The following is a 24406-nucleotide window of genomic DNA, read 5'->3' on the forward strand; positions in this document are numbered from 1 at the left end:
CAGCTCAATCAAAGACGCCTGAGTGTCGAAAAAAATACCCCGAAGGGGTTGAACATCATAGCCCAAGGGAAGCGGCAAAGCCTCGCCACCCTGGGGGCATTTTCATCTACTGGCGGACTTCTGTGCGACCGCCTCTGTGGTCGGCGCTGCAGCGGCCTCTTCTGCTTCTGCGCGCCAGTCGACTAAATGGAACTCGACATTTTCTTGGCCGCGAAAACGGTTGATGGTGGGTTTGAAGCAGATCGAAATTGGCCCGTTGACTTTGGCCATTTCATCGGCCCACTCTCCGTTGCCGAACGAGACCCCCCGCATAACGCGGCCATATTGTCGGACGCGCAGCGAGAGATGGCGATCTCCGCCTCCCATTTTTCGCGGCGGTTCGGTCAGTTCAACTTTGGTGCAGGCCAGCACGGGACGCGGATTGCCTTGTCCGAACGGGCCGAGCTTATCAAGTTCGGTCACCGCGCGGTGCGTGAGGTCTGCTAAACGGACTTCGGCGTCGATGTCGATTTCCAAATCCCGCTCGGTGACTTCGTGGTTCCCGGAAACGTAATTGCAAAAGGCAGCGCGGAAATCGTCGAGGTTATCGGCATGAATCCGTAATCCAGCGGCAGCCTGATGCCCTCCAAATTTGATCAGATGCTCCGATGCGGAACTCAATCCTGCATGCAGATCGAATCCGGCAAACGTGCGGGCGGAGCCTTGGCCGGTTTGGTCCTGTTTGTTGATTGAAATCATAATTGCCGGCCGCGCAAAGTGGCTGGCAACCCGCCCGGCGACAATGCCAATTACACCCGCATGCCAATCGGGATCGGCCAGAACGAGTGCGGGGGCATTATCCCAGTCAGGATTTGCCGTGACCTGTTCCTTGGCCTGCTTGAGCATCCGCCGTTCGACGGTTTTTCGCATTTCGTTTTGTTGATTCAAGTAATCCGCCAAAGCGACCGCGCGATCTGTCTTATCAGTCGTGAGCAATTCGACCGCTAACCGCGCTTGCCCCAGCCTTCCAGCGGCATTGATACGGGGGGCGAGACCAAAGCCGATATCCTCGGCATCGAGCAGACGATTGTTATTCAGTTCGCTAATATGCATCAGCGCCTTGAGACCGATATTGGCGCGATCCAGTAGGCTGTTTAATCCATACCTTACGATCACACGATTTTCGCCCACCAGTGGGACAACGTCGGCGATGGTCCCGATAGCGGTCAACCCCACGGCATCCAGCAGGAATTCCCGCATTCGCGGCGAAGCATTTTTGCCATCCCCCAGCCGTTTGCAAATCGCCCAAGCCAATTTGAACGCAACACCCGCGCCGCACAGATCACCAAACGGATAATCAGTTTCCGGCAGACGAGGATGGACCAGGCAAGCGGCCTCGGGCAGTGAATTGGCGAATTGATGGTGGTCGGTGACGATCAATTCCAGTCCCAACTCACGGGCATAGGCCGCCTCTTCAACGCTGGCAATGCCGCAATCGACCGTCACGACGAGCGAATGGGGTGCATCGTCATGAATCGATTTGAGCGCTTCGCAATTCAGGCCGTATCCCTCTTCCAGGCGATGCGGCACATAATAATGCACATCCGCGCCGGCCAGTTTTAGACAATGCCACAACAAGCTGGTCGCCGTCACGCCGTCGACGTCGTAATCACCGTAAATCGTGATGCGACGGTTCTCGCTGATGGCTTTGAGAATTCGATCAGTCGCTTCTGGAACACCCGGAAGCGCTTCGGGGGGATGCAGATCCGACAACTTCGCATCCAAGAAACCGCGGGCCGCTTCAGCGGTTTCGTAGCCGCGCCCGTATAGCACCTGAGCGGCCAACGGCGAAAGTTGTGTGGTGCCGCTCAATTGCCGCGCCGCTGCTTGATCATAGGGCGCAAAACGCCAAACCCGTCCCATCCCACGCCCTCATTTCATCCATGCGGCGGCACAGCCGCTTTGTGCGAGCTTCCGCTCGAGAACCCTCTGCCGCTCTCGTTGGTCGCTGTGCCTTCTCTTTGTTGTTGATTATGGGGTTATTACAACAAAGCGGGGGTTGAGAGTCAAAGGGGGGTGAAATTGATTCGCGGGGACCTCCGAGGCTCGCGGGAGAGAATCATACAATTTCTGAGACGTCTTAAGTGTCATGCAGGTAACAGCTTGTGGTTGTTTTATGGAAAACGGAAGAAAACGTGCCCGGTTTTCTGGAGGAGTTGTGATCCTCCAGGTGAACGCAGTTTGGCCACATGCTCTCTCACGGTGGCTTTCTCAATCCCACGGTTCTCACGCGATACGCAAACGCTTGGCAATTGCCGGTGGTTTTCCGCAGTAGACGCTCCAACTATTCTTCCCACCAAAGGACGTTCTATGTCTCACCGCACGCACCGTAACAACATACGTTCCATGAATTTTGAAAACTTGGAAGACCGCCGACTGATGGCGGGCAGTGTCGACATTCATCTCGACGGCGCGAACCTGGAAGTCATCGGTACCGCGGACCGCGATAAATTGAGCGTGCACTACGACGACAGCGGGCAGACTATCCACGTCAGGGCCTATGAGTATGTCGGCGGCAATTGGGTTGAGTCGCAGCATCGGGAATTTGACGCAGATGATATCTCTTTCATCCGCATCCGCGGTGCCGGCAGTGACGATGTGATTTACAACAGCACGGAAAAACAATCGGAGATTTTTGGCGGTGCAGGCGATGATTGGATCTACGGCGGCGGCGGCAAAGACTCGATCTACGGTAAAGATGGCGACGACACGATCTATGGCAACAGCGGTGACGACTATCTCCGCGGTGACGACGGCAATGACTACATCAAAGGTAACAAGGGTAACGATGTTGTTGATGCCGGTACGGGTAATGACTATGTGGTCGGTGGCCGGGGTGACGACATTTTGATGGGTGCCGCCGGGAATGACACGATCAAAGGTCGCGACGGCAACGACGCACTGATCGGCCACGATGGGAACGACAAGCTCTACGGCGAAGCCGGTAACGACAGTCTGTTCGGTATGGGCGGCAACGACTGGTTGGCGGGCGACCACGGTGACGACCTTTTGAAAGGCGGCAACGGCAATGACACTTTGTTGGGGAACTCGGGCGACGACCGCTTGAAGGGCGAAGCAGGCACCGATTACCTCAAAGGTCAAGACGGCAATGACTACCTAGACGGTGGTGCCGACGGCAAACGTGACTACCTGTGGGGTGGCACGGGAGCCGATACGTTCGAACAATACTGGCACTTTGGTTCCGCCAACAGCAACCGCCCGTTTGTGATCGGTTATTCGGAAGAGACGATCTACGACTTCAACGGCTTCGCCGGCGACCGGTACGCGTGAGATTTTTTCAATCTGCATACTTGAATTCAATCAATAACAATGGAACGATATGAGCAATTTTCGTCGAATCTACCGTTGGCGACAAAGTGGCAACTGCGGACATTGTCACTGGAGCAGGTCGAAGAACGCAGGCTGATGGCGGGTAGTGTCGACATTTATCAGGACGGTTCCAATTTGGAGGTCATCGGCTCTGCCGATCGCGACAAGCTGAGTGTTTATTATGACGACAGCAGGTAGACAATCCACGTCAAGGCGTATGAATTCGTCGAAGGGACCGGCTGGGTCGAGTCGCGGCATGTGAGGTTCAATTCTGATGATATCCACTTCATCCGTATTCGCGGTGCCGGCAGCGACGAAGTGATTTACAACAGTACCGAAAAGATCTCCGAAATCTTCGGCGGCGACGGCAACGACAGTATCTTCGGCAAGGATGGCGACGACACGATCTACGGTAATCGCGGCGACGACTATCGCGTCGGCGACGCGGGCAATGACTCGATCCGCGGCAATCGTGGCGCAGACCTTGTGAAAGGGGGGACGGGTGACGATCGCATTTATGGCGGCTAAGACGACGATTATTTCTTTGGCGGTGCCGGCATCGATCGAATTTGGGGCCGCGCCGGCAACGATGCGATTTCCGGCCAAGAGGGCAATGACAAGTTGTTTGGGGAAAACGGTGACGACCTCATCATAGGCTTGGAGGGTAACGATTGGTTGGCGGGTGGCCAAGGCAACGACCTCTTGAAGGGTGGATATGGCAACGACACCTTACTGGGCAACTTGGGTGTCGATCACCTATACGGCGAACAGGGCACGGACTACATCAAGGGGCAAGACGGCAATGATTACCTCAACGGTGGTGCCGACGGCTCCCGCGACCATATGTGGGGCGGCACCGGAGCTGACACGTTTAAGCAGTATTGGCACTTCGGCGCCTCCTACGGCTATCGCCCGTTCATGATCGGCTACCAAGAAGAAACGATCTACGACTTCAACGGTCTCGCCGGTGACCGTTATACGTAAACAATGTCGATCAGCGTCCCGCCGGTCGCATTTGCTGATCCAGGGCCAAAATTGCCAACGCGAAACGGGGCCTGCGCAGCTTGCTCGCTCACTGGTTGAATCAAAGAGCCCGATTGTCCACGCAACCTTCTTCGAGTCCTTGAGACGAAAGCACTTGTGGTCGATCGCAGCCACTATTCCTCGGTCGTTTCGGCGCTGATGAGCAGACGACGGATGACGCTGGATAGGTTCGGGTGTTCCTTCGAGTAGCTCTGGGCGTTCATGCGGATGCGCACGTAGAATTCGCGCACGCCTTGGAACTCGGGATCACCGCTGGCATCGATCGTCAGGTGTTCCTTGACCCAGCCGTTCACGTCGCCCGGTTTTCCGGTCGTATTCACTTCGTGGCTCCAATGCTCGCCATCGGTCGATATATCGACGTAGTGATTCGTCCCCAGGTGAATCGGATTGGCGTGCCCCTCGACTTGCACTCTAATATTCCGCAACGGATCGGCGTTAGTGACTTTCCAGACCAGTATCCCTGCTGATCCGCCCGGACGCATGCGGACGCCGATTTGTCCATTCGACCATTCGATGTGCGATTCGTTGGTCAAGTTGGCGAGCCAGCGGTATTTTTGTGAGAGAAACTGTTCGTCATATTCCAGGTGGCTGCCGGCGTTGTCGGTGGGCTTTAGGCGAACCAGCTTTTCCTCCGGTGCAGTCAAGCCCGCTTCGATTCGTAAATTATCGATCCGCACCGAGGGCGATTCATCGGGCGACGACTTTCCCGTGATGCGGACCCGCACGCGAAAATCGCGGAGGTGTGCGAATTCACTCTCTGCGGAGGATGCCAGCTTGAGTTGTTGCACCCCATCCTTGAATTCGGAAGTGGCGGTTATCCAATTGTTCCCATCCGCGGATAATGCCAGTTCGACTTTCCCATTCAATTCAGGCTTGGCAATCACGTCGAGACTTACTGTGGGTTGCTGCGCCAGGAGATCGCCTTGGAAACGGTACTCCAGCGTACTGTTGATATCGCGGCCGCGGAATCCGCGAACGGCCAATGTCTCCCCATCCATGACGAAGTTTCGAAATCCGGTCATCGACGCGGTATCAATGCACTTCTCGTTGGCAAACCCATCACCAAACACCAGTCGATCTCCTACCGTCGGTCCGATCTCCAGCAGATCACCTGTTCCCAAATCGGCCGAGTCGAATCCCATGAAATCGTACGGCAGTTTGTGGACGCGCTCAATGTGATCCCACACCCAGTGGTTAATCCGATCCATCTCCGTTTGCGGTTCTCCGCGATTGCCGCCGAAATTGGCGCTCGTGCCATATATCCAGAAAAACGCCACCGGCAAATTGAACTCCACCGCCGTGTCCAACTGCGCCGTATTGACGGCCCACTCGCCTTCGGTCATTTCCTTGTTGAGGTCCATTTGCGCAGCCCAGGGCATGACGACCAAGGGGACGCCGGCGATCAGGTACTTGCGTACCATCCGGCGAAACGTGGGTTGCGACAGGAAATAGAGATCGATGACCCATCCATCGGCTGGAATCCAGCCGCCCGACGAAGGAACTGAGCTCATGGGCGACCACCATTGCCAAACGGCGACGTCGTATTTCTCTTTGACGCGTCGATACAATTCTCTGAGGACCTCCGGGCGTCCCGCGTAGTGAATGTTCTCCTCCGCCAGCACGATCCCCGCAAAGTCCTGCAAATTCATGGCGGCCAGAAACGTGTCCAACCGCTTCCAATACACCTCGATATCTCGTAGCGGACCCTTGAAGCGGTCGGTCCCGTCCCAAAAATAGATGCGGGGCAGGAATGCTTTGTCTTGTTCCCTCGCCCAACGCGCACGCGTCGCCCACGAGCTGAGAAAGGCGTCCGACATATCATCGGTGAGGTTCACTGAGGAAACGCCGAGATTGAGATCGCGCACACGATCCTCGCGCGATCCCGGCGCGATCGGCGCTCCCGGTTCTGACCAGGGGACAGCCGCATATTCCCCGACGTGCCGCGCGCTTAAGCGAATGGGCGGCATTTTGTGTGATGAGTTACGCGGCTCGTCCGCTAGAATGGCGGACCCAATCATGCCTACGCAAAACACGGACAACGGCCAACTGAGGAGAGTGAAGCGAATTGTTTCGAGCGTCATTGCGAGTGTCCTGGATTGTTTACTAACGGAGGACAGGCAAGCCCCTGTAGCAATTGCCAAACTAAGTTCGACATTACCATTGGCGGGCTGGAATTTGAACCGCTCGCTTTAATTGATCAGGCACAAGTCGATTTTTCGAATGGCAGGAAAGCCAATGTGATCCTCCAGGTAGTCCAGCGTACCGCCAGAAAACGGCACAGGGTGTAACCTGTCTCCCTTGAAGTCTAAGTTCATTTTGCTTTCCACCGTTTCAAGTTTCTTCTGAAACTCATTGAATAGACCCTCAACGGCTTTGCGGACGTCATCTCTTTGCGATCTCGTCTGATCTGCGACCTCTAGTATGTCACACGGTCCAACGTCACACAGGCAGATCCAAACTTCAGGTTTGCCCGACTCATTCGGGATACTCACCAGCGAATACGGCCTCTGGCCAATCGCCGCTTTGATTTCGCTCAACGTGCGAGGTCCTCCTGCGCGTCGAATTCGGGCGTCCGTTTGCTTTTGGATCCACACAGAATAGACATAAATCGCCAAGGGGAGGATTACGATGATTGCAGGTAGGGCAATCATTATCGTCACAACGACGCTCTTCATGGGTGCCTCCAATATGTCCACAGCAGACTGGCAGTCGTTATGAACGATTCACTTAGCCAACACCCGCAACCACGCCGCTGGCAAATACCGCGGTAAATCCGAAGCAATTAACCCCGGCTCACTCAACTCAGCGGCAGCCAAATCACCCGCCAGTCCATGCAGATGCGCGGCGAGTTGTGCCGCTTCAAAGACCGGCAGGCCTTGCGCTAACAACGCCGCGATCAGGCCGGTCAAAACGTCTCCCGAACCGCCGGTGGCCATGCCGCTGTTGCCTGTGCTGTTCACGGCAACGCGGTGGCCATCGGTGATGATCGTTCCGGCTCCTTTTAATAGCACCACACAGCCATGCGCTGCTGCGAATTCGGTCGCCATTTCTTCCCGCGCCTGTTGCACGGTTTTGATGTCCGTTCTTGTCAGCCTGGCGAATTCCCCAGGGTGCGGCGTCAAGATTCGTGGCCCTGCAGCGGGCGGCAAGGTATCCAGCGTCGATAGGGCATTTAACCCGTCGGCGTCAACGACCAGCGGTTTGTCGATGTCGCGATACAGCCACGTCACAATATCAGTGACTGCCTGGGACTGACCGCAGCCAGGGCCGATAGCGATCACATCCGGTTTGGTCACTTCGTCCTGAAGTGTTTCGGTCGCGGATGCATGCAAACGCCCCGCTTCATCTTCGGGAAGCGGGATGTTCAAATACGACGGTTCCCTGCCGGCCACAATCGACACAATCCCGCTGGGGACTGCCACAAACACCAGCCCCGCGCCGCCGCGCAGCGCACCCATTCCACTCAAACACGCCGCTCCACTCATCCCCCGACTGCCGGCGATCAACAACACGCGGCCGAAGGACCCTTTGTGTGAGTCGGTCTTGCGTGCAGGAAGTTCCGGTAATTCAGTTACACGCTCAAGAGCCATCGGTCTGTCCCGGTTGGATGGTGTTCTGTCAATTGGTAGGGCAGGCTCCCGCCTGCCGTTTTTGGAGAGGTACGCACCGCTTGAATCCTGGCAGGCGGGAGCCTGCCCTACGGCTTTGGTGTTCATCCTAACATGCGCACTGGAATTGTGGAAAGCGGCGAACGTGCGGTCGCGTTGACAACCGGCCAAAGGGGCCTGACAATCGATTGGCCGTTGCTGTTGATTCACCTGGATTCCACTGGAGTGCCGTCGTGCCGATTCGCCCGCTGTTGTTCGCTGCCGTTTTGCTCAATACTCTCGCTGCGCCGGCACTTGTAGCCCGCGCAGCTGACTCGCCGTTTGACGTTGGAAATCGCGCACAATTGTTCGTGGATCAAGTCCTGGTCCGCGATGCGAAAAACGTGGCGTTCACGCTGCATCCTGGGGAGAAACATTCCCAGAATCCTCTGATTCGCGCCGATCAGCCTTGGGAAGGATGGCGGATTGAGATCTATGGAAACGTATTATTCGACAACGAGGAACAGCTCTTCAAGATGTGGTATCTGGGGATGCCGACGGAAAGTTATGACCATTACGTGACTTGCTACGCGACCAGCAAAGATGGCATCACCTGGGAAAAACCGCTGGTCGGCACGCTCCCCGCCAAGGATGGCCGCAAGACCAACGTCGTCTCCAACGCCCTGTTGGCCAGCGTGATGAAGGACAACAACGATCCCGATCCCGCGCGACGCTACAAAATGGTCTGTTGGATCAACGAACCCAAACCGGCCGGCGGCCCGCACACCTACACTTCGCCCGACGGCTTGAACTGGACCCGCCAGAGCCAAGAGCCGATTTGTCGGTCGAGCGACGTGCTGACCGCTTATTACGATCATGTCCGCAAAAAATATGTCGCCCTTCCCAAACATAGCACCAAGGTCGGCACGCAGGTCCGCCGCTGTTTTGCCCTGAGTACCAGCGACGATTTTTTGAAATGGACCGTGCCGTATTACATATTGAAACCCGATCTGCGCGACGACGCGGGATCATTAGCTCGGATTGAAGAAGTGCGTCCCATCTTGGACCAGCCAGACGATCCTGAATTGATGCGGACGGAATTCTACGGTGTCGGCGTGTATCAAGCGGAGAGTTGCACGCTCGGTTTTCCGTGGGTCTTCACCGTGAACAACAATGCGCGTTATGGCAATCACGAAGGACCGGGCGAGTTACAACTGGCGGTCACGCGGGACTTGGTGAATTGGGAACGCCCCTTTCGCACCCCATGCGTTCCACGGGGCAGGGTGGGGGAGTGGGACAGCGGATTCTTCACCACGCCATCCGAAGCGATACGTGTTGGCGACGAAATCCGACTGTATTATGGCGGCGCGAACTATACGCACGGGACGCCCTGTTTGTATCGTGCGGAGGGGACCGGGAGGATGAGTGAGTTCACCGGCAGTATCGGACTGGCCACCTGGAAGCTGGACCGCTTTGTCTCGGCCGATGGTCCCGCTGCTGGTGGGGTGCTGACGACGGTGCCGATCCAATTCACCGGATCGAAATTAGAGATCAACGCCCGCACACGCGGCAAAGGGATGGTGATCGTCGAGTTGTGCGACGTGCACGGCCGCCCGCTGTCGGACTATTCCCGCCCCAAACCATTTCAAGGAGATGAACTGCGAGCCGACGTCGGTTTTTCCAAAGAAACGCTCGCCTCACTGACGGGAGAACCGATTTGCCTACGATTTCATTTGCGGGACGCGGAGTTGTTTAGCTTCGCATTTCGGGAGTAGTGGGGCGACTCGCAAAAGAAACGCCGAAGGCGTGATACATCATAGCCCAGGGTCGCGAACGTAGTGAGCGCACCCTGGGTCACGGAGAGAAACCAAACACAACCCTGAAGGGGTTGCTCAACCGTGGGATTGCCAAATAAACGGCGGCGTTCGAGATGTCGAACCCCTTCAGGGTTCGGGCGTTTAAAACGGACTGTTTCCCAGGGTGGCGCGGCGTTGCCGCTTATCCTGGGCTATGATGTCAAACCCCTTCAGGTTAAACGTGTTGCAGCGATGTGTTCTGGTTGGTTAGATTTGAAATTAAGCTAGCGTTTTTTAATTATCAACGAGTGCATTATGGAAATACGACAATACCAGCTCACGCTCCCGGCCGCGCCGCGGGGGTTTCATTTGGTGACGCGGCAGGTCGTGGCGGCGATTCCTGATTTGGCGGACGTCCGTGCCGGATTGCTGAACGTATTTATTCAGCACACGTCCGCCTCGATATCGATCAACGAAAACGCCGATCCCGATGTGCCGGTCGATTTGGAAATGGCGTTCAATAAAATCGCCCCCGAATCGTGGCCGTATGTGCACACCTGCGAAGGCCCCGACGACATGCCGGCCCACATCAAAGCCTCGTTACTGGGCAACACATTGACAATCCCTGTCAGCAGCGGCCAGCTTTGCCTGGGCACTTGGCAAGGCATCTACCTGTGTGAACACCGCGACCACGCCACTTCACGTCGACTGGTGCTCACGCTGCAAGGCGAATGGGACTGAATCGACGCGTTAGGTTTTCGTAGCCACGGATTGAACACAGATCAAACACAGATTGAAATTAGAAAACAGCGTTGATTACCGTCGCCCTAACAATCAACGGTAAACTGTTTTCATTCTATTTTTATCTGTGTTCAATCTGTGTTTCATCTGTGGCTAAATAAGCTTGCGCACCATCAAGCTTCTTTCGCCAGATTAGCAGACGTGATGAGGTCGTCGATGGTGGGGATGGGGACTAGTCCGCCCATTACGCGGCGACAGAAGAGGTCGAGGAGCACGACCATGCCGTCGCGTTCACCCTCCAGGATCTCGGTGCGTCGATCCTCGGTGTCCGTCCACGTGATTTCCTGCGTGCCGCGCAGCTTGGCGGTCCCCCGTTCACATTGAATCGTGGCTGTGAACTGGGAAACGTTCTGAGCAACGGTCGAAGTCTCGACCAGCGTGATGCGGGCCAGTGCCGTCTCGGACTGGGAACGGGACGGGGGGAATTCCAGCTGTAAGGTTTCGTTCGTGGCGCTTTGGGTGACGGCCTGCTTGCCTACTAGATACCGGCACCAATCAATCAACGGTAACCGTGATTGCATCAGGTCGCTGTTGGCAGGGCATTCGACTTGGACGTTGATCTCCCGGGCGGCGCCCAGTCGTGTCGCCATCAATTCTCGCAAACGACTGGTTGCCGGTGTATATCGCAACGAAAGTTCTGGCACGATCATGGGCGTGCGGACGTCTTTGTTGGTAAAATCGTTGATCGCCCTTGCCCGCAGCAGGGGCGTGCCATCTGCGACAAAACTGGGTTTGTCGTTTTGCATCAGAAATGACAGCAACGCGTCATGGCACCACGCATCCCCCAGTACCAACACCGCCCGGACGGAGGGCAGGGCGACGGCGCGGTGAATTCCCGCGCAGGGGATTGCTTGGAATTCCGAAGCAGCTTGTTCGGCGCGCGTGGCGACAGCATCCCAGACGACGCGGATTCGCATCCGGTCGCGCAGCACTTGCAAAGCCGGTTGATACGTCGTTTCCCAGGCCGAGTCGAGGCCGATGATCGCCACGTCGAGCATTGTCTGTTTTTTCGCTCGAGAACAACAGGATGGGTTGGTCGAATTTCCGAAAGGTGCCGTAAGACTCGGGGAAATTTAGTATGCCTTAGCAAACACTGCGCGAGTCGTGGTTGGTTTTCCGGTGAACAGACATTGCCCTGATTCGCCGTCTTGATCCAAGGGAATACAACGGGCGGTCACTTTCAACTTTTTCAACTCCGCTTCCACAGCAGGGTCTTCATCGACGAAGTAGCACAACGCAAATCCACCATGGATTTCCGGCTTGTTGGCCTTCTTGGGCGTGAAGTATTCGCGGAATTCGTCCAAATTGTCGATCGTCCGTGTATTCTGTTCGCGCAATTCCAACGCCCGTTGAAACAGGCCGTCTTGGATTTCTCCCAGAATATCGCCGACAGTTCCCAGGAGTTCGTTCCGCGGTATACCGACTTTCTCGCCTGTATCGCGCCGGGCGAGAAAGACCGAGTTGTTTTCGATATCACGTGGACCGACTTCGGCTCGCAGCGGAACTCCTTTTTTGATGTGCTGCCAGTTCTTTTCGCCGCCACGAAGATCCCGGTCGTCCATCCGCACACGAACCGGCTCACCGCCATAGGACTGAGCTTCCAACTCCTGTTTGAGTTTCTCGCAATAGGCGAGCACCTTTTGGCGTTCCTCGTCGCTACGATAAATCGGCAGCACAACGACATGCGCCGGTGCCAATCGCGGCGGCAGTACCAGTCCGTCGTCGTCGCTATGAGTCATGATCAAAGCACCGATCAAACGCGTCGAGACTCCCCAGGAGGTCGTCCAAGCGAATTCCTCGTCGCCGGTTTGATTTTGGAATTTGATGCCTTGCGCTTTTGAGAAGTTCTGTCCCAAAAAGTGCGACGTCCCCGATTGCAGCGCTTTGCGGTCCTGCATCATGGCTTCGATGGTGAGCGTCGAGACAGCTCCGGGGAAACGTTCCGCTGCGGTTTTTTCACCGCGGATAACCGGCATCGCCATATAGTTTTCAGCAAAGTCGGCGTACACATGCAGCATTTGCTCGGTTTCCTCACGAGCTTCAGCCTCGGTGGCGTGCGCTGTGTGTCCTTCCTGCCACAGAAATTCGGCCGTTCGCAGAAACATCCGTGGCCGCAATTCCCAACGGACGACATTGGCCCATTGATTGATCAAGATCGGTAAGTCGCGATACGACTGGACCCAGCGGGCATACATTTCGCCAATGATCGTCTCGCTGGTGGGACGTACGATCAACGGTTCGTCGAGCTTCCCCGCCGGACGCAGACCGCCCTCGGGATCCGGTTCCAAGCGGTGGTGCGTAACGACGGCACATTCTTTGGCAAAGCCTTCAACGTGCTCAGCTTCTTTTTCGAGGTAGCTCATCGGAATGAACAGCGGGAAATAAGCGTTCTCGTGCCCCGTCTCCTTGAACTTGCCGTCCAGTACACGTTGCATGTTCTCCCAGATGCCCCAACCCCATGGTTTGACCACCATGCATCCGCGGACCGGCGAGAGTTCCGCCAAATCGGCCGCTTTGATCACCTGCTGGTACCACTCCGGATAATCCGCTTCCCGCGTCGGAGTAATCGCTGTCTTTTTCTGTTTGGCCATGGTCCGTCACTGTCTTGTTAATGATCGCTAAAAACCGGTTCACGACTCGCTCGCACAGTCTCTCTGGTTCTTAGACCGAGTTTGCGACCGAGAATCATCCACGTTGATCCCATTCCGTGCGAAACGTACAATTCGGGTCGCGCGAGACGGCGGAACTTTACTGAACATGGTTCAGTATGTTAGCGGCATTGGCGACGACGTGAAAGCGTCGCGTTGAGGACCGGTTTTCTCACACTGTAGTTTTTCCCACACTGGTAAAAATAATCGAATCGGACGACATCATGAGTGACGAATCAGCGAGCGACTCCGCAGCCACGTTTGTCGAGGACGTGTTGCTCGAAGGGCACATCGTGGACAGTCTGATCTTGCCGAAGATTCTTGACGAAATCACCACGTTGGGCGGTACGTTTGAAATCAAGCAGATTGATATAGGACAGCGGCGCGCCGATCCGAGTTCGGCAACCTTAAAGGTCAGTGCCGAAACGGCCGAATTGTTGGAAACGATTCTCACCTCCATCGGTCAACACGGTGCCGTTCCGGTGCACCAACAGGACTGCACGATCGTCGAAGCCGACATCGACGGAGCGTTCCCGAGCGGGTTTTATTGCACGACCAATCAAGACACTCAAGTGCGCCTCGACGGCACTTGGATTGACGTCTCCCCACAAGAAATGGACTGCGGTCTCCGCATCAACGCCGCTGGCGACGCAGCCGACTGTCTGCCGATGTGCCAAGTGGCCAAGGGAGACCGGATCGTCGTAGGCCGTTTGGGGGTCCGTGTGAAACCACTCAAGCGGGAATTGTCGGCGAATGGGGCCTTTGCTTTCATGAACAGCGCCGTCTCCAGCGAAAAACCAAAGGGGATTCTCGTTCGCGACGTCGCTGCTGAAATGCGTAAAGCCCAACGCGGTGAGGGAAAAATTCTCGTCGTGGGCGGACCGGCGATTGTGCATACCGGTAGCAGCGACCATTTCAGCACGCTCATTCGCGAAGGCTATGTCGACCTGCTGTTCGCCGGCAATGCGTTGGCAACGCACGATATCGAGCAGTCGCTTTTCGGCACCAGTTTGGGAATTTCGATGGAGCAAGGCAACGTGATGGACGAAGGACACGAACATCACCTCCGCTCGATCAACGCCATTCGTCGTGCGGGGGGAATCAAGGCGGCTGTTGAGAATGGCAGTCTGAAAAGCGGCATCATGTACGAATGCGTGCAACACGACATCCCCTATGTCTTAGCCGGCAGTATTCGTGATGACGGTCCATTGCCGGAGGTGATCACCGATACACTCGTCGCTCAGCAACGGATGCGGGAACTGATACATGATGTGACATTTTGTTTGATGATCGCCACGACATTGCACTCGATCGCTGTCGGCAATCTACTTCCCGCACGGGTGAAAGTCGTCTGCGTCGATATTAACCCAGCCACGGTTACGAAACTCTCGGATCGCGGCTCATTCCAAACGGTCGGCTTGGTAACCGACGTCGAGCCGTTTTTACGCGTGCTGGTGAATGAATTGCACAACAAGTAAGCGGCGGCTATTTTTGAGGGCAGCCACAAATTCGGTGTGCCACTGGCTTTGCCAGTGGCACACAACCCCCAAGTTAAGTGGTATCCAAGCACTCGCTTATTGAGCAGGCTATTAGAGACACAACCACGTGGAACGCCTCATCGAATACCTCAGCCTCATTGCGATCGCGTCGACTTGCATTCCCTATTGGCGGGCTCGCACAGCTGTGCAACGCACGACTTTGATCTCCGCCTGGCGGTGGGGGGGAGTCGGTTTAACGGTCTGGATGGTTGCCGCAGCGGGTCAAATATTAGCCGCTGAAACGCACCGCGGCATCGTGCAACTTGTCTGGTATGCCGCAGCACTGTTGATGCTCTGCCCGGCGATTGCCGTACTCGGCGCGCAGCGACCGGTCACGCGCGTTTGGAGTTGGTTTATCGTGTTGCCCTTCCTGCTCGTGTTCGGCTGGCCTGCGGCTGCCACCGGTTCTCAAACTCTCGCCAACGGTGAATTCTTACTGCAAACACCGATGGTCGTGGGGTATGCCTTCGTTGTTGTGATGGGGCTGGGAAATTATTTGGGAACAAGATTCACGATCGCGGCAGCACTCACAGCCGGGGCATTGCTGTTGGTGGTCGCACCGACGGCGTCCGCTGAGTTTTCCTGGTTACCCGAGACGGATCTATGTCGTCTCCTGGCAACGCTGATCCTAATTGCGGCGATTTGGTGGGCGACGTATGTGGCGCGGCCGACCTATGCCGTCCGCGTACCGCTGGACCGTGTGTGGATTGAATTTCGCGATCAATTCGGCATCGTCTGGAGCAAGCGCGTGCTTGATCGACTCAACCTCATGGCTCAGGGCGATCAACTCTCACTGCGCATGAGTCTCATCGGCGTCACGTCAGTCGACAATTCCGATGCACCGCCCACGACGTCTGAGTTGGCTGCTATGGAGCGATCTTTGCGATGGCTGCTGCGACGATTTGTGGATGAGGCATGGATCGATCGGCAGCTACGTCTAGGCAACGATTCATCTGCTTAGCGCGCATGATTGCACACTTCAGTTGACTTGATGGAACGAAGTTTGCGGATTGCGACGCCTGTTGAGTTTCGGCAACACTTTATCACTTGCCTCGGGTGATTCTGCAACATAGCGCGCGCGTGTTTTTCGGCTGCGGAAAAGCCGTAATCTATTTCTGCTATGACAGTTATGCAGGCCAGTTTAAATTTCTTTACACTTTGGCACTGTATTTGTACAGAAGAGGTTGCCCCCACATTCGTTGGAAGGCCATCATGGAAGAATGGGACTAGATTCACCTCCTTTTTCGTCGGGCCAGTTCATGATCACACGTCGACCCCAAATCCTATTATTGACCCCTGACAGTAGTTTCGTAGCGGATGTCGTTCAAGAATTTGGCGACATTTTTAACGTCGAAGTGTGCGATAGCTCCTCAGCAGTGTTGGCCTATTTGGCCGAAGCAGATCCAGAGGGACTTATTGCCGATCTCCGTTTGGTCGAAGGTGGCGGGCATGCCCAAGCCGCATTTCTGGAAGAGTTGCTAGGGAATTACGGACAGTTGAATACTGTTTTGCTCACCGACCAAAATGTTCCAGAACCAATTCAACGCTTGGTCGCCTGCGGACCTTCGGTGCGTTTGGTGGCGTACGACAAAATCTCGCAATTGGCGGAGCATTTCGGCCATCAAGGCGATGCAGAGCCATCGCCGTCGCCGGCTGAAGAATCACCTGCGGCTGAAGAACTTCCAAAGCCGCCCCAAGCTTCGGACTGCTTGTCGCGGCAATTCGAAACAAAGACCCCGGCCATGCGTCGCATGTTGGTCGATCTCCAAATCGCCGCTGAATACGACGTCACCGTGATGCTGATCGGTGAGACCGGCGCAGGCAAAACGCACTTGTCCAAGTTGATTCACGAAGCCTCTCCCCGTCGTGATGAACCGTTAATGACTGTCGCTTGTGGAGCGCTGCCGAATGATCTCATCGAGAGCGAATTGTTCGGCCACGTCAAAGGCGCCTTTACGAGTGCGCACGCGAACAAAGACGGCAAGTTCCTCGCCGCCGGCAACGGAACGATTCTATTGGACGAAATCGACGTGTTGGGGTTGGAACAGCAAGTCAAGTTGTTACGGGTGATCGAATCCGGGCAATTCGAACCGGTCGGTAGCAATCAAACTTTGCAGTCACAAGCCCGTATTATTGTTGCCAGCAATTTAGAGCTTCAACCCCTCGTCGAGCAGGGACGATTTCGCCCTGACCTGTATTACCGTTTGAATATGTTGAAGTTCGATATTCTACCGCTGCGTCAACGGACGTCCGACGTCCTACCGTTGGCCGAACGCTTTGTGAAAAGGTTCACGGAAAAACATGGCGTGAAAATTGAATCAACGGACGATCGGTTATACGAATCGTTGTTGGCCTATCCTTGGCCAGGGAACGTGCGCGAGTTAGAGCATGTGATCCAACGAGCGGTAATCTACTGTCGCGACGGGCACCTGCGCACGGAGCATTTGCCGTCGCACATCACAGCCGGAATCGCCGGTCCCAGTAATGAGCCGGCGAAAACCAACGGAGCAACCCGGTCGCCGCAGCTCAACCTGCCGCCCGCCGAATCGTTGGAACGTCAAGTGGCATCTACCGAACAGGAAGTCATCGAGCACGCCCTGTTACGCAACAGCCACAGCCGCACACAAACCGCCAAAGACCTCGGCATCAGCCGTGTGACGCTGTACAACAAAATGAAAAAATACGGCATCACAATGTAAACAACATTCCCCCCTCTCCCCCCTGGAAAGGGGCCGGGGGTGAGGGCCGCCAACCAGCATGCAGCCCCAATGCCTATAACGTCCCCGACGCATCCTCAAGACCGACCCACCGTCGGTGGCACAAACTCCACGGCGGCGTCCGACTGGGGCCTGAGGAAATCAAAGTCGCAGCCTTCATCGGCCTGCAATACGTGGTCGATGTATAGCCGCGGATATCCTCGCAAATGTTGGGTCGGCGGCGGTTGCCACTCGGCGCGGCGTTTTTGGATTTCCGCATCGTCGAGATGCAGATGCAATCGACGCCCCTCCACGTCCAGCTCAATCTCATCACCATCGCGCACGCAGCCCAACAACCCACACGCGGCCGCTTCGGGGGCGATGTGCAGCACCACCGTCCCGTAACTCGTACCGCTCATCCGTGAGTCGCTGATGCGAACGATGTCGGTGACTCCCTGCTCAAGCAATTTTTGCGGCACCGGAATCATCCCCCATTCCGGAAACCCCGGTACGCCTTTGGGACCGGCATTCCGCAACACCAGCACACTGTCCGCATCGACCGGCAAGTCGGGATCGTTCACGCGAGCCAGCATATCGTCGTAGTCGTTGAACACAACTGCGCGGCCGCGATGTTGCATGAGGTGCGACGAAGCCGCCGATGTTTTGATCACCGCCCCGCTGGGCGCGAGGTTTCCCGTCACGACCGCCAACGCGCCATCGGCCGCCATAGGATCGGCCAGGGTCTTGATCACATCCGAGTCGTGGCTGCGCGCGGCAGCGATGTTTTCGCCTAAGGTGCGCCCGGTCACGGTCAGACAATCCAATTTCAGCAAGCTCTTCAATTCCGACAACACCGCCGGCACACCGCCGGCGGCATGGAACGCATCCATCAGGTATTTCCCCGACGGGCTGCAATTGACCAGAAACGGCGTCTCCTGCGCGAGTTCGTCAAAGCGGTTCAGCGGTAGTTTAATGTTCCGCCGTCCCGCCATGGCAATCAAATGCACAACGGCGTTCGTGGATCCCCCCAACGCCGACAATGTACGAATCGCATTGTCAAAAGCCGCGGGAGTGAAGATTTTTGAAAGGCGGAGGTCTTCGTGAACCATTTCCACAATCCGCCGCCCCGTTGCCTCAGCCGCTGCCAACCGCCGCGCATCATTCGCTTCGAGGCTGGAGACACCCGGCAGCATCACGCCCAACGCTTCGGACAGCGAGGTCATTGTCGAGGCCGTGCCCATCACGTTGCACGCACCCACGCCGCAAGAGATGCAGCGTTCCAGTTCGTTCCATTCTTCGCGTGACATCTTGCCGGAGCGGACGTCGTCCCAGTGTTTCCACATGTCGGTCCCCGACCCAACCGGCTGTCCCCGCCAATTGCCGACTGTCCGCGGTCCGCCGTTGAGTTGAATCGTCGGCAAATCGGCGCTGGCGGCGCCCATCAATTGCGCGGGCGTAGTCTTGTCGCAATTGCATAACAGCACCACGCCGTCGATCGGGTTCGAGCGGATCGTTTCCTCAATGTCCATCGCCATCAGATTGCGATACAGCATCGCCGAGGGTTTCATAAATTCCTCGCCGAGCGAAATCGTGGGGAATTCCAATGGCAATCCCCCGGCGGCGATCACGCCCCGTTTGACCGCTTCGGCCAAATCGCGCAGGTTGAGATTGCAGTTGTTCAATTCGCTCCAACTGTTGGCGATTCCGATCACCGGTTTGCCGGCATAAAAATCGGCATCGAATCCCATGGACCGCAACGCGGAACGGTTTTGCAGCGCCAATTCATCACGTCCGGCGAACCATTCGGAACTGCGTAGCGGTCGAGTTGTCATCGTCGTTTTCCGTGGTAGGCTTGTGGCTTGTGGGGAGAGGCTCGAAGGCGATGAATTCATCGTAGGGCAGGCTCCCGCCTGCCGCGAGTCATGTTGTTCGTGCCTGTTCAATCACGGCAGGCGGGAGCCTGCGCTGCGGCTGATTGCTGCCTTGGGGGTAAGAATCCCAAATGTCGCGTCGAAAAACCCCGCTAATTGCTGTAACCGGCAGGCGGGATTACGTTTCGGGCCAAAACCACCGGTGTTCGTCATCCCACTCGCATGGTAGAATACGTCAGGCAGGACTTCCAATCACTCGGACCGGATCAGCATGGCGAATCAAGGACTGAACATAGACAATTTGACGCCCGAGCAGTTCGATGAACTCCTCGCGCAACACGAACGAGAGATTCAACTAGGCAACGTCCCGGAAGGCTCACGCAGACCCGCAGCCCCCCCAAAACGTTGGTTCCGGCCGCTGATGTTGTTTGCGGCGACTTGTTTGAGCACTTGGTACGTGGGTGGTCCTGAATACAGCATGGCGTTGATGGCGATATTGCTATTTCATGAAATGGGACATTTCCTGCAATCAATTCGGTACCACGTTCCAGCCAGTTTTCCCTATTTCATTCCGATGCCGCTTCCGCCGATTGGTACCATGGGGGCGGTGATCATTCAGAGGCGCGGCGCGGGCGATCGCAAAGCACTGTTCGACATCGCCATCTCTGGCCCTTTGGCCGGACTTCTCATTGCTCTGCCAATGACCTATTTGGGGATCCAGTGGAGCACTGTTCAGTTGGTGCCAACCAACGGTGCAGGTTTCCAATTCGGAGAACCGTTGATTTTCCAATGGCTGATCAACTACGTCCACGGACCGATCCCCCAAGGTTATGACCTGTTCATGCATCCATTCGCCCATGCCGGCTGGGTGGGGATTTTTATCACCGCGCTAAACTTGGTCCCGGTGAGCCAACTCGATGGCGGTCATATTATGTATGCCTTGCTCCGCAAAAAAGCACACATCGTCGCCATCGGTTTTCTGTTGCTGGTCGTCGGCTATATGGCCTGGACCGGACGGTATCAGTGGTTGCTGATGGTCGCGCTGGTGACCTTTATGGGCCCCAAGCATCCGCCGACTGCCAACGACAACGTCCCGCTAGGCTGGGGCCGTAAAATTCTCGGCTGGCTGACGCTGGCCTTTTTGATCATCGGCATCACCCCCGACCCCATCCGCTATTACGACCCGGGCGAACAACGGCCAGTGAGAAAACCAGCGGCCATCGAACTCATCACGCCACCACAGCACGGCGCGAATCCCACGCAACCGGGGTAAGAGGCTTCTGTAACAGGTCGTTTCTCGTTCCCAAATTTCTCTAGTTCCCAAGCTCCGGTTTGGGAACCAGTGTCGGGACTGCCTCACGCGTTCCAGTTCGACTTCATGAACTTCAGCGCCGCTTCGGCCAACTGATCCTCGGACGTGTACATTTTCCGCCAGATCTTCGTCGCTGCTGCCAACTCCGGCAGCGCCAAACCGAAGGCTTCGACGGTCATCCAGCCGTCGTATTCGGTTTCTTTTAATGTGTGGAAAGTTTTGTCCCATTCCACATGCCCTGCGCCCGGCGTGGAGCGGTCGTTTTCGGAGATGTGTACGTGACAGGTGACGTCGGCGCAGGTTCGGATTGCTTCGTCGACATGCTTTTCCTCGATGTTGGCATGGAATGTGTCGTAAATCATGCGCAAGTTCGGGTGATCGACGGCACGCACGAATTCTGCACAGTCGGCGGCGCTGTTCAGCAGGTAGCATTCAAAGCGATTGAGGTATTCCAACCCCAGCATCACATCAGCTGCTTGGGCATGGTCGGCGGCGTGACCGAGCGTTTCTTGAGACCATTTGCGTTCGTCCTCCGTGGGACCGTCGCCGCTGAATTCGCCGATCGCCGAATGGTACGGCCCGCACAATAGACTCGCCCCCAACACCGCGCACGCGTCAACCACCTGATTGATATGTTCAAGCCCCGCTTTGCGCAGTGCGGCATCCGGGGATGCTGGGTTGGCTTCGCTGGAACAAACCGTCACCGCCGTTCGCTCCAGGCCCAATTCGTCGCATTTTTCCGCCAGTTTTCGATACGGCTCCAACTCCAAATCAAAAATCGGGATCTCGACGCCGTCGTAGCCCATCGACTTAAGACGCTCCAAAATCGGAAAATGTTCTTCGCCAACGTTGGTCGTCCAGAGCAGCATATTCATGCCATACTTCATGGGGGAGCATCCTTTGTGGGGGGCTTTACCGGTATCAAAATCAAATCGTCAATTCGCGCGCGAACAAGCAGCCGCGATTCGTCCAGGACCGTCGTGGTCTCCGGCGGGAGTGGCTGTAGTTTGACACGCCGCATCACTTGATTCAAGCGATACAACAACCGCTCCGAATCCAAATAATCCCACAGAAACCCTTCCCGCGTGAATAACGGCAACACAGCGGCAAGCCGCTCGGTCGGTTTTTTGGCCATTGCATTCACACACCGCTGAATCGAATCCGCATCCACAGCATCGATCGCCGCATAATAGGCCCGCAGCATTTCCGGATGCCGTTCGATCAACACCGCATCCATCAGCAACTCAGTGACAATGTGCGCCAAAAACCCGGGCCGAAACCCGTCGTGTGGCTCCAGCAACTTGCGAAACAGCGGCAACAACGCGCCGCTCACTTCAAAAAACGCAGCTGAGCGATGAAAACGGTCGTCATCTTCCATGTGCTGCAACACCCCAGCAGCAAACTCCGCTTGAGGCTGCCCCGATCCATCCGCAAACGGCTGCACATGCTGCGGCCGCAACCGCACCCGGCGATCCGCCATCGACAACCAATCAGGCGTCGCCGTCCCAGCCAGAAAGTAGGGCCGGTCGGTGTATCGAATGCCGTGGGCAAAATAATTCACGCTGCTGTAGGCCTCTGTGGGGAAATAGGAACGCATGTATTTTCGCAGGTGGGCGCAATGGTGAACAGCCGCAGGTGAAATTTGACGGGGATTCGCGTTGAGTGTATTTAAGAGCAAGGAGAGGGGACCAACCCAGCGCTCGCGAAGGAGCTCGTATGTCGGGAAATGACACTCAAACAAACCGCAAACTACCGGGGAACCGGTGGTTGTTTGCGCTGGCGTTCGCAGCGGTTATTGTGGCGGTGGGGGTTGGTGTCTTTCGGCCGGTTTGGCGTGAACAGGAGGCGATTGCGGCTTTAGAACGAATCAATGTGACAGTCAAAACACGCAATGTATTCAAAGCTTACGATCCGGATACGGACTGGGAGAATGAATATTTCAAGGCGTCGCTCACCAATCGGGCTTTTAAGGTGATTGGTTCGGGCCCAAGGTTTGGCGATGAGCACGTTCCACTTATTCTCAAAATGCCGTATGTCGAGTGGTTGGACCTCGCTAATACAAATATTGGGAATCGCGGAGTCGAGCAATTGTGCAGACTATCGCATTTAAAGGATTTATCGATCGTGGCCAATGCAATCGATGATGATGTGGTTCGTTCATTAAACTCGCTGAGTCGTCTCGAAATATTGAATCTAAGCGAAACATTAATCTCGGACCAAGGATTTGCGAACCTCAACAATCTGCCACGCTTGAATAGCGTCTATGTGAGTTACACAAGTATTGGAGATGACGGTATCAAGGGCTTGGCTGGAAATTCCGGCATCCTCGTTTTGTATGCGAACAACACCCTTGTCACTGATGCGGGAATACGACATATCGCCAAACTGTTACCCAACATCCAATTTTTACAGCTGAACAATACGAAGATCAGCAACGCAGCAATCAAGGAGATTTCAGCATTGTCGGGATTGCGTGGTTTATCTATTGACGGAACGGCGATTGATGATAACGCCGTTCAATACTTGGAGAAAATGCCGCAGCTGAAGTCTTTATCAATAAGCGGTACATCGATTACAGATGAAGGGTACACACGTTTGATAGACAGTTTGCCAGAATCGACGCGGGTTGAACGCATTGTCCACCAAGACTGATAACGCGATCACTCAGGACTGGTAGCACCCAGCGCGCAAAAAAACGCAGGCAGCCAATGATTGCCTCCTCACACACCTGAAGGTGAGTACTTAGGGCTGCTTCGGTTAAGACCTGACCCGGTTGGCACGTCTCCACTGCACTCGGAGGCAATCATTCGCCGCCCGCGCAAAATAGCGGGGTGAACGGGTATTATTGCCGCATTGTCTCGAACGTCAACCCACTGGCGCTGGAACGTTAACCCGCTATCCGCGTAACCCGCGGCGGAGCCGGGGGCTGACAGCAGGCGGAGTGGGCAATTTTTCCATCAGCCCCCGGCTTTGCCGGGGGGCTTGTCTCCCAACCTGCATCGGTCGCCACCCCAATTGGCGAAAATCCTCTGGACATTTCCTCGCGGCGCGGGTAAATTTTTGTTGGTAGAAAACGGAGATTCGCTTCGTTTTCTGCCCGTATTGCAGGGATTTCGACTGTTTTCGCGATTTCCTGGGAAAACTTTTCCAATATTTCCAAGAATTGCGCGAACCTTGTCGAAGATTCCTGCGTCAGATACGCAGGAGATCGGTGTAGCCGGTCTTCGCACGGAGGCTATACCCCGATATTGAGCGCTCGCCGCTTTTGGGTCAGCATCGACCCGACGGGGTGGAGATTTAACTCTCTTTTTGTTCACTGCGACCCCTTTTCGCAGGAGGTAGTTTCGATGAAGAGCAACCGCCAAATCACGATTTCGACGATGATCGCCAACGCTGGTATTTATGCCGGTTCGGACGTCGAAAATGGCTGTCTCCATCGATGCACGCCCTCCGAGGGTCGCGCTTTTGGGAAACGGCCCGCCACGTCCGCCTTACGCGGAATAACGTGGCCGACGGAACCGGGGTACCCGGTAGTCGAGAGCAGAGTCCGCACCCATGGCAGCAATACGCGCTTTGCGAGTTGTTCCATGTGCGACAGCTCCGACGGAACCCAATCACACGTATCGAGTGTGAAACAGGTACCGTCGCTACCGGGCGTAAAACTCCGGCGGCTTGCGGCGTCCCAGGCGGCGCCACTCGTCTTCAGTTCGACATCACGAGGCTAATTCAGCCAACACGACTGTC

At 55.9% G+C, this 24406-nt stretch carries 19 protein-coding genes and 1 pseudogene; 11 read left to right on the forward strand and 9 right to left on the reverse strand.

Annotation, left to right across the window (positions count from 1 at the left end):
• Positions 1-102: 102 nt before the first annotated feature.
• Positions 103-1902 carry a single-stranded-DNA-specific exonuclease RecJ gene (gene recJ, locus CA54_RS17955; RefSeq protein WP_146372179.1) on the reverse strand — a complete coding sequence of 600 codons (1800 nt, stop codon included), beginning with the start codon at positions 1900-1902 and terminating at the stop codon, positions 103-105.
• Positions 1903-2385: 483 nt separating this feature from the next.
• Here recJ and CA54_RS17960 point away from each other — a divergent pair, with 483 nt between their 5' ends.
• From CA54_RS17960 to CA54_RS17980, 4 genes and pseudogenes are all read left to right on the forward strand, one after another.
• Positions 2386-3330, forward strand: coding sequence for a calcium-binding protein (locus CA54_RS17960; protein ID WP_197532542.1), 945 nt, complete (start codon positions 2386-2388; stop codon positions 3328-3330).
• A 75-nt stretch (positions 3331-3405) separates the two neighbouring features.
• Positions 3406-3567, forward strand: a complete 162-nt coding sequence (locus CA54_RS17965) for a hypothetical protein (protein ID WP_231963100.1) — start codon at positions 3406-3408, stop codon at positions 3565-3567.
• Positions 3568-3627: 60 nt separating this feature from the next.
• A complete protein-coding gene (locus tag CA54_RS17970; protein WP_197532543.1) occupies positions 3628-3897 on the forward strand; it encodes a calcium-binding protein in 270 nt (89 codons plus the stop codon).
• Between the two features lie 15 nt (positions 3898-3912).
• A pseudogene (locus CA54_RS17980) lies at positions 3913-4353 on the forward strand (calcium-binding protein); the annotation flags it as partial.
• A gap of 173 nt (positions 4354-4526) precedes the next feature.
• Here the strand turns inward: CA54_RS17980 and CA54_RS17985 are convergent.
• The 3 genes from CA54_RS17985 to CA54_RS17995 form a co-directional block, all read right to left on the reverse strand.
• Entirely contained in the window at positions 4527-6494 is a 1968-nt protein-coding gene (locus CA54_RS17985) for a hypothetical protein (RefSeq protein WP_146372184.1), read from the reverse strand.
• A gap of 108 nt (positions 6495-6602) precedes the next feature.
• Positions 6603-6950 carry a hypothetical protein gene (locus CA54_RS17990; RefSeq protein ID WP_146372185.1) on the reverse strand — a complete coding sequence of 116 codons (348 nt, stop codon included), beginning with the start codon at positions 6948-6950 and terminating at the stop codon, positions 6603-6605.
• A 186-nt stretch (positions 6951-7136) separates the two neighbouring features.
• Positions 7137-8003 (reverse strand): NAD(P)H-hydrate dehydratase, encoded by an 867-nt coding sequence (locus CA54_RS17995; protein WP_146372186.1) that lies wholly within the window; start codon positions 8001-8003, stop codon positions 7137-7139.
• Positions 8004-8254: 251 nt separating this feature from the next.
• Here CA54_RS17995 and CA54_RS18000 point away from each other — a divergent pair, with 251 nt between their 5' ends.
• Positions 8255-9775: a hypothetical protein gene (locus CA54_RS18000; protein ID WP_146372187.1), complete on the forward strand. Its 1521-nt coding sequence runs from the start codon at positions 8255-8257 to the stop codon at positions 9773-9775.
• 336 nt (positions 9776-10111) lie between these two features.
• Positions 10112-10537: a secondary thiamine-phosphate synthase enzyme YjbQ gene (locus CA54_RS18005; protein WP_146372188.1), complete on the forward strand. Its 426-nt coding sequence runs from the start codon at positions 10112-10114 to the stop codon at positions 10535-10537.
• A 173-nt stretch (positions 10538-10710) separates the two neighbouring features.
• Here the strand turns inward: CA54_RS18005 and CA54_RS18010 are convergent, their stop codons facing one another.
• Both CA54_RS18010 and proS read right to left on the reverse strand, forming a co-directional pair.
• A complete protein-coding gene (locus tag CA54_RS18010) occupies positions 10711-11595 on the reverse strand; it encodes a hypothetical protein (protein WP_146372189.1) in 885 nt (294 codons plus the stop codon).
• A gap of 75 nt (positions 11596-11670) precedes the next feature.
• A complete protein-coding gene (gene proS, locus CA54_RS18015) occupies positions 11671-13188 on the reverse strand; it encodes a proline--tRNA ligase (RefSeq protein ID WP_146372190.1) in 1518 nt (505 codons plus the stop codon).
• A 281-nt stretch (positions 13189-13469) separates the two neighbouring features.
• Here proS and CA54_RS18020 point away from each other — a divergent pair, with 281 nt between their 5' ends.
• The 3 genes from CA54_RS18020 (at position 13470) to CA54_RS18030 (ending at position 17482) form a co-directional block, all read left to right on the forward strand.
• Entirely contained in the window at positions 13470-14723 is a 1254-nt protein-coding gene (locus CA54_RS18020; protein ID WP_146372191.1) for an ornithine cyclodeaminase, read from the forward strand.
• Positions 14724-14850: 127 nt separating this feature from the next.
• Positions 14851-15744 (forward strand): hypothetical protein, encoded by an 894-nt coding sequence (locus CA54_RS18025; protein ID WP_146372192.1) that lies wholly within the window; start codon positions 14851-14853, stop codon positions 15742-15744.
• Between the two features lie 298 nt (positions 15745-16042).
• A complete protein-coding gene (locus CA54_RS18030) occupies positions 16043-17482 on the forward strand; it encodes a sigma-54 interaction domain-containing protein (protein WP_231963101.1) in 1440 nt (479 codons plus the stop codon).
• Between the two features lie 95 nt (positions 17483-17577).
• Here CA54_RS18030 and CA54_RS18035 read toward each other — a convergent pair whose 3' ends face one another.
• A complete protein-coding gene (locus tag CA54_RS18035) occupies positions 17578-19311 on the reverse strand; it encodes an IlvD/Edd family dehydratase (protein ID WP_146372194.1) in 1734 nt (577 codons plus the stop codon).
• Positions 19312-19621: 310 nt separating this feature from the next.
• Here CA54_RS18035 and CA54_RS18040 point away from each other — a divergent pair, with 310 nt between their 5' ends.
• The gene (locus CA54_RS18040) at positions 19622-20623 is read left to right on the forward strand and encodes a site-2 protease family protein (RefSeq protein ID WP_146372195.1); all 1002 of its coding nucleotides are present in this window, start codon (positions 19622-19624) and stop codon (positions 20621-20623) included.
• An 83-nt stretch (positions 20624-20706) separates the two neighbouring features.
• Here CA54_RS18040 and CA54_RS18045 read toward each other — a convergent pair whose 3' ends face one another.
• Positions 20707-21549, reverse strand: coding sequence for a sugar phosphate isomerase/epimerase family protein (locus CA54_RS18045; protein ID WP_146372196.1), 843 nt, complete (start codon positions 21547-21549; stop codon positions 20707-20709).
• A complete protein-coding gene (locus CA54_RS18050; RefSeq protein ID WP_146372197.1) occupies positions 21546-22259 on the reverse strand; it encodes a hypothetical protein in 714 nt (237 codons plus the stop codon). Before CA54_RS18050 ends, CA54_RS18045 begins: the two co-directional genes overlap by 4 nt.
• 119 nt (positions 22260-22378) lie before the next feature.
• On the opposite strand from CA54_RS18050, the gene CA54_RS18055 reads away from it, so the two are divergent.
• Entirely contained in the window at positions 22379-23314 is a 936-nt protein-coding gene (locus CA54_RS18055) for a hypothetical protein (protein ID WP_146372198.1), read from the forward strand.
• The last annotated feature ends 1092 nt before the right edge of the window (positions 23315-24406 follow it).

This window comes from Symmachiella macrocystis, assembly GCF_007860075.1.
GTDB classification, from domain to species: Bacteria; Planctomycetota; Planctomycetia; order Planctomycetales; family Planctomycetaceae; genus Symmachiella; species Symmachiella macrocystis.

Coding starts and splice junctions, on each gene's coding strand:
- CA54_RS18035 (WP_146372194.1), bottom strand. CDS start 19,311: ATGACAACTCGACCGCTACGCAGTTCCGAATGGTTCGCCGGACGTGAT.
- CA54_RS17985 (WP_146372184.1), bottom strand. CDS start 6,494: ATGACGCTCGAAACAATTCGCTTCACTCTCCTCAGTTGGCCGTTGTCC.
- CA54_RS18050 (WP_146372197.1), bottom strand. CDS start 22,259: ATGCGTTCCTATTTCCCCACAGAGGCCTACAGCAGCGTGAATTATTTT.
- CA54_RS18005 (WP_146372188.1), top strand. CDS start 10,112: ATGGAAATACGACAATACCAGCTCACGCTCCCGGCCGCGCCGCGGGGG.
- CA54_RS18010 (WP_146372189.1), bottom strand. CDS start 11,595: ATGCTCGACGTGGCGATCATCGGCCTCGACTCGGCCTGGGAAACGACG.
- CA54_RS18020 (WP_146372191.1), top strand. CDS start 13,470: ATGAGTGACGAATCAGCGAGCGACTCCGCAGCCACGTTTGTCGAGGAC.
- recJ (WP_146372179.1), bottom strand. CDS start 1,902: ATGGGACGGGTTTGGCGTTTTGCGCCCTATGATCAAGCAGCGGCGCGG.
- CA54_RS18045 (WP_146372196.1), bottom strand. CDS start 21,549: ATGAAGTATGGCATGAATATGCTGCTCTGGACGACCAACGTTGGCGAA.
- CA54_RS18030 (WP_231963101.1), top strand. CDS start 16,043: ATGATCACACGTCGACCCCAAATCCTATTATTGACCCCTGACAGTAGT.
- CA54_RS17960 (WP_197532542.1), top strand. CDS start 2,386: ATGAATTTTGAAAACTTGGAAGACCGCCGACTGATGGCGGGCAGTGTC.
- proS (WP_146372190.1), bottom strand. CDS start 13,188: ATGGCCAAACAGAAAAAGACAGCGATTACTCCGACGCGGGAAGCGGAT.
- CA54_RS17995 (WP_146372186.1), bottom strand. CDS start 8,003: ATGGCTCTTGAGCGTGTAACTGAATTACCGGAACTTCCTGCACGCAAG.
- CA54_RS18055 (WP_146372198.1), top strand. CDS start 22,379: ATGTCGGGAAATGACACTCAAACAAACCGCAAACTACCGGGGAACCGG.
- CA54_RS18040 (WP_146372195.1), top strand. CDS start 19,622: ATGGCGAATCAAGGACTGAACATAGACAATTTGACGCCCGAGCAGTTC.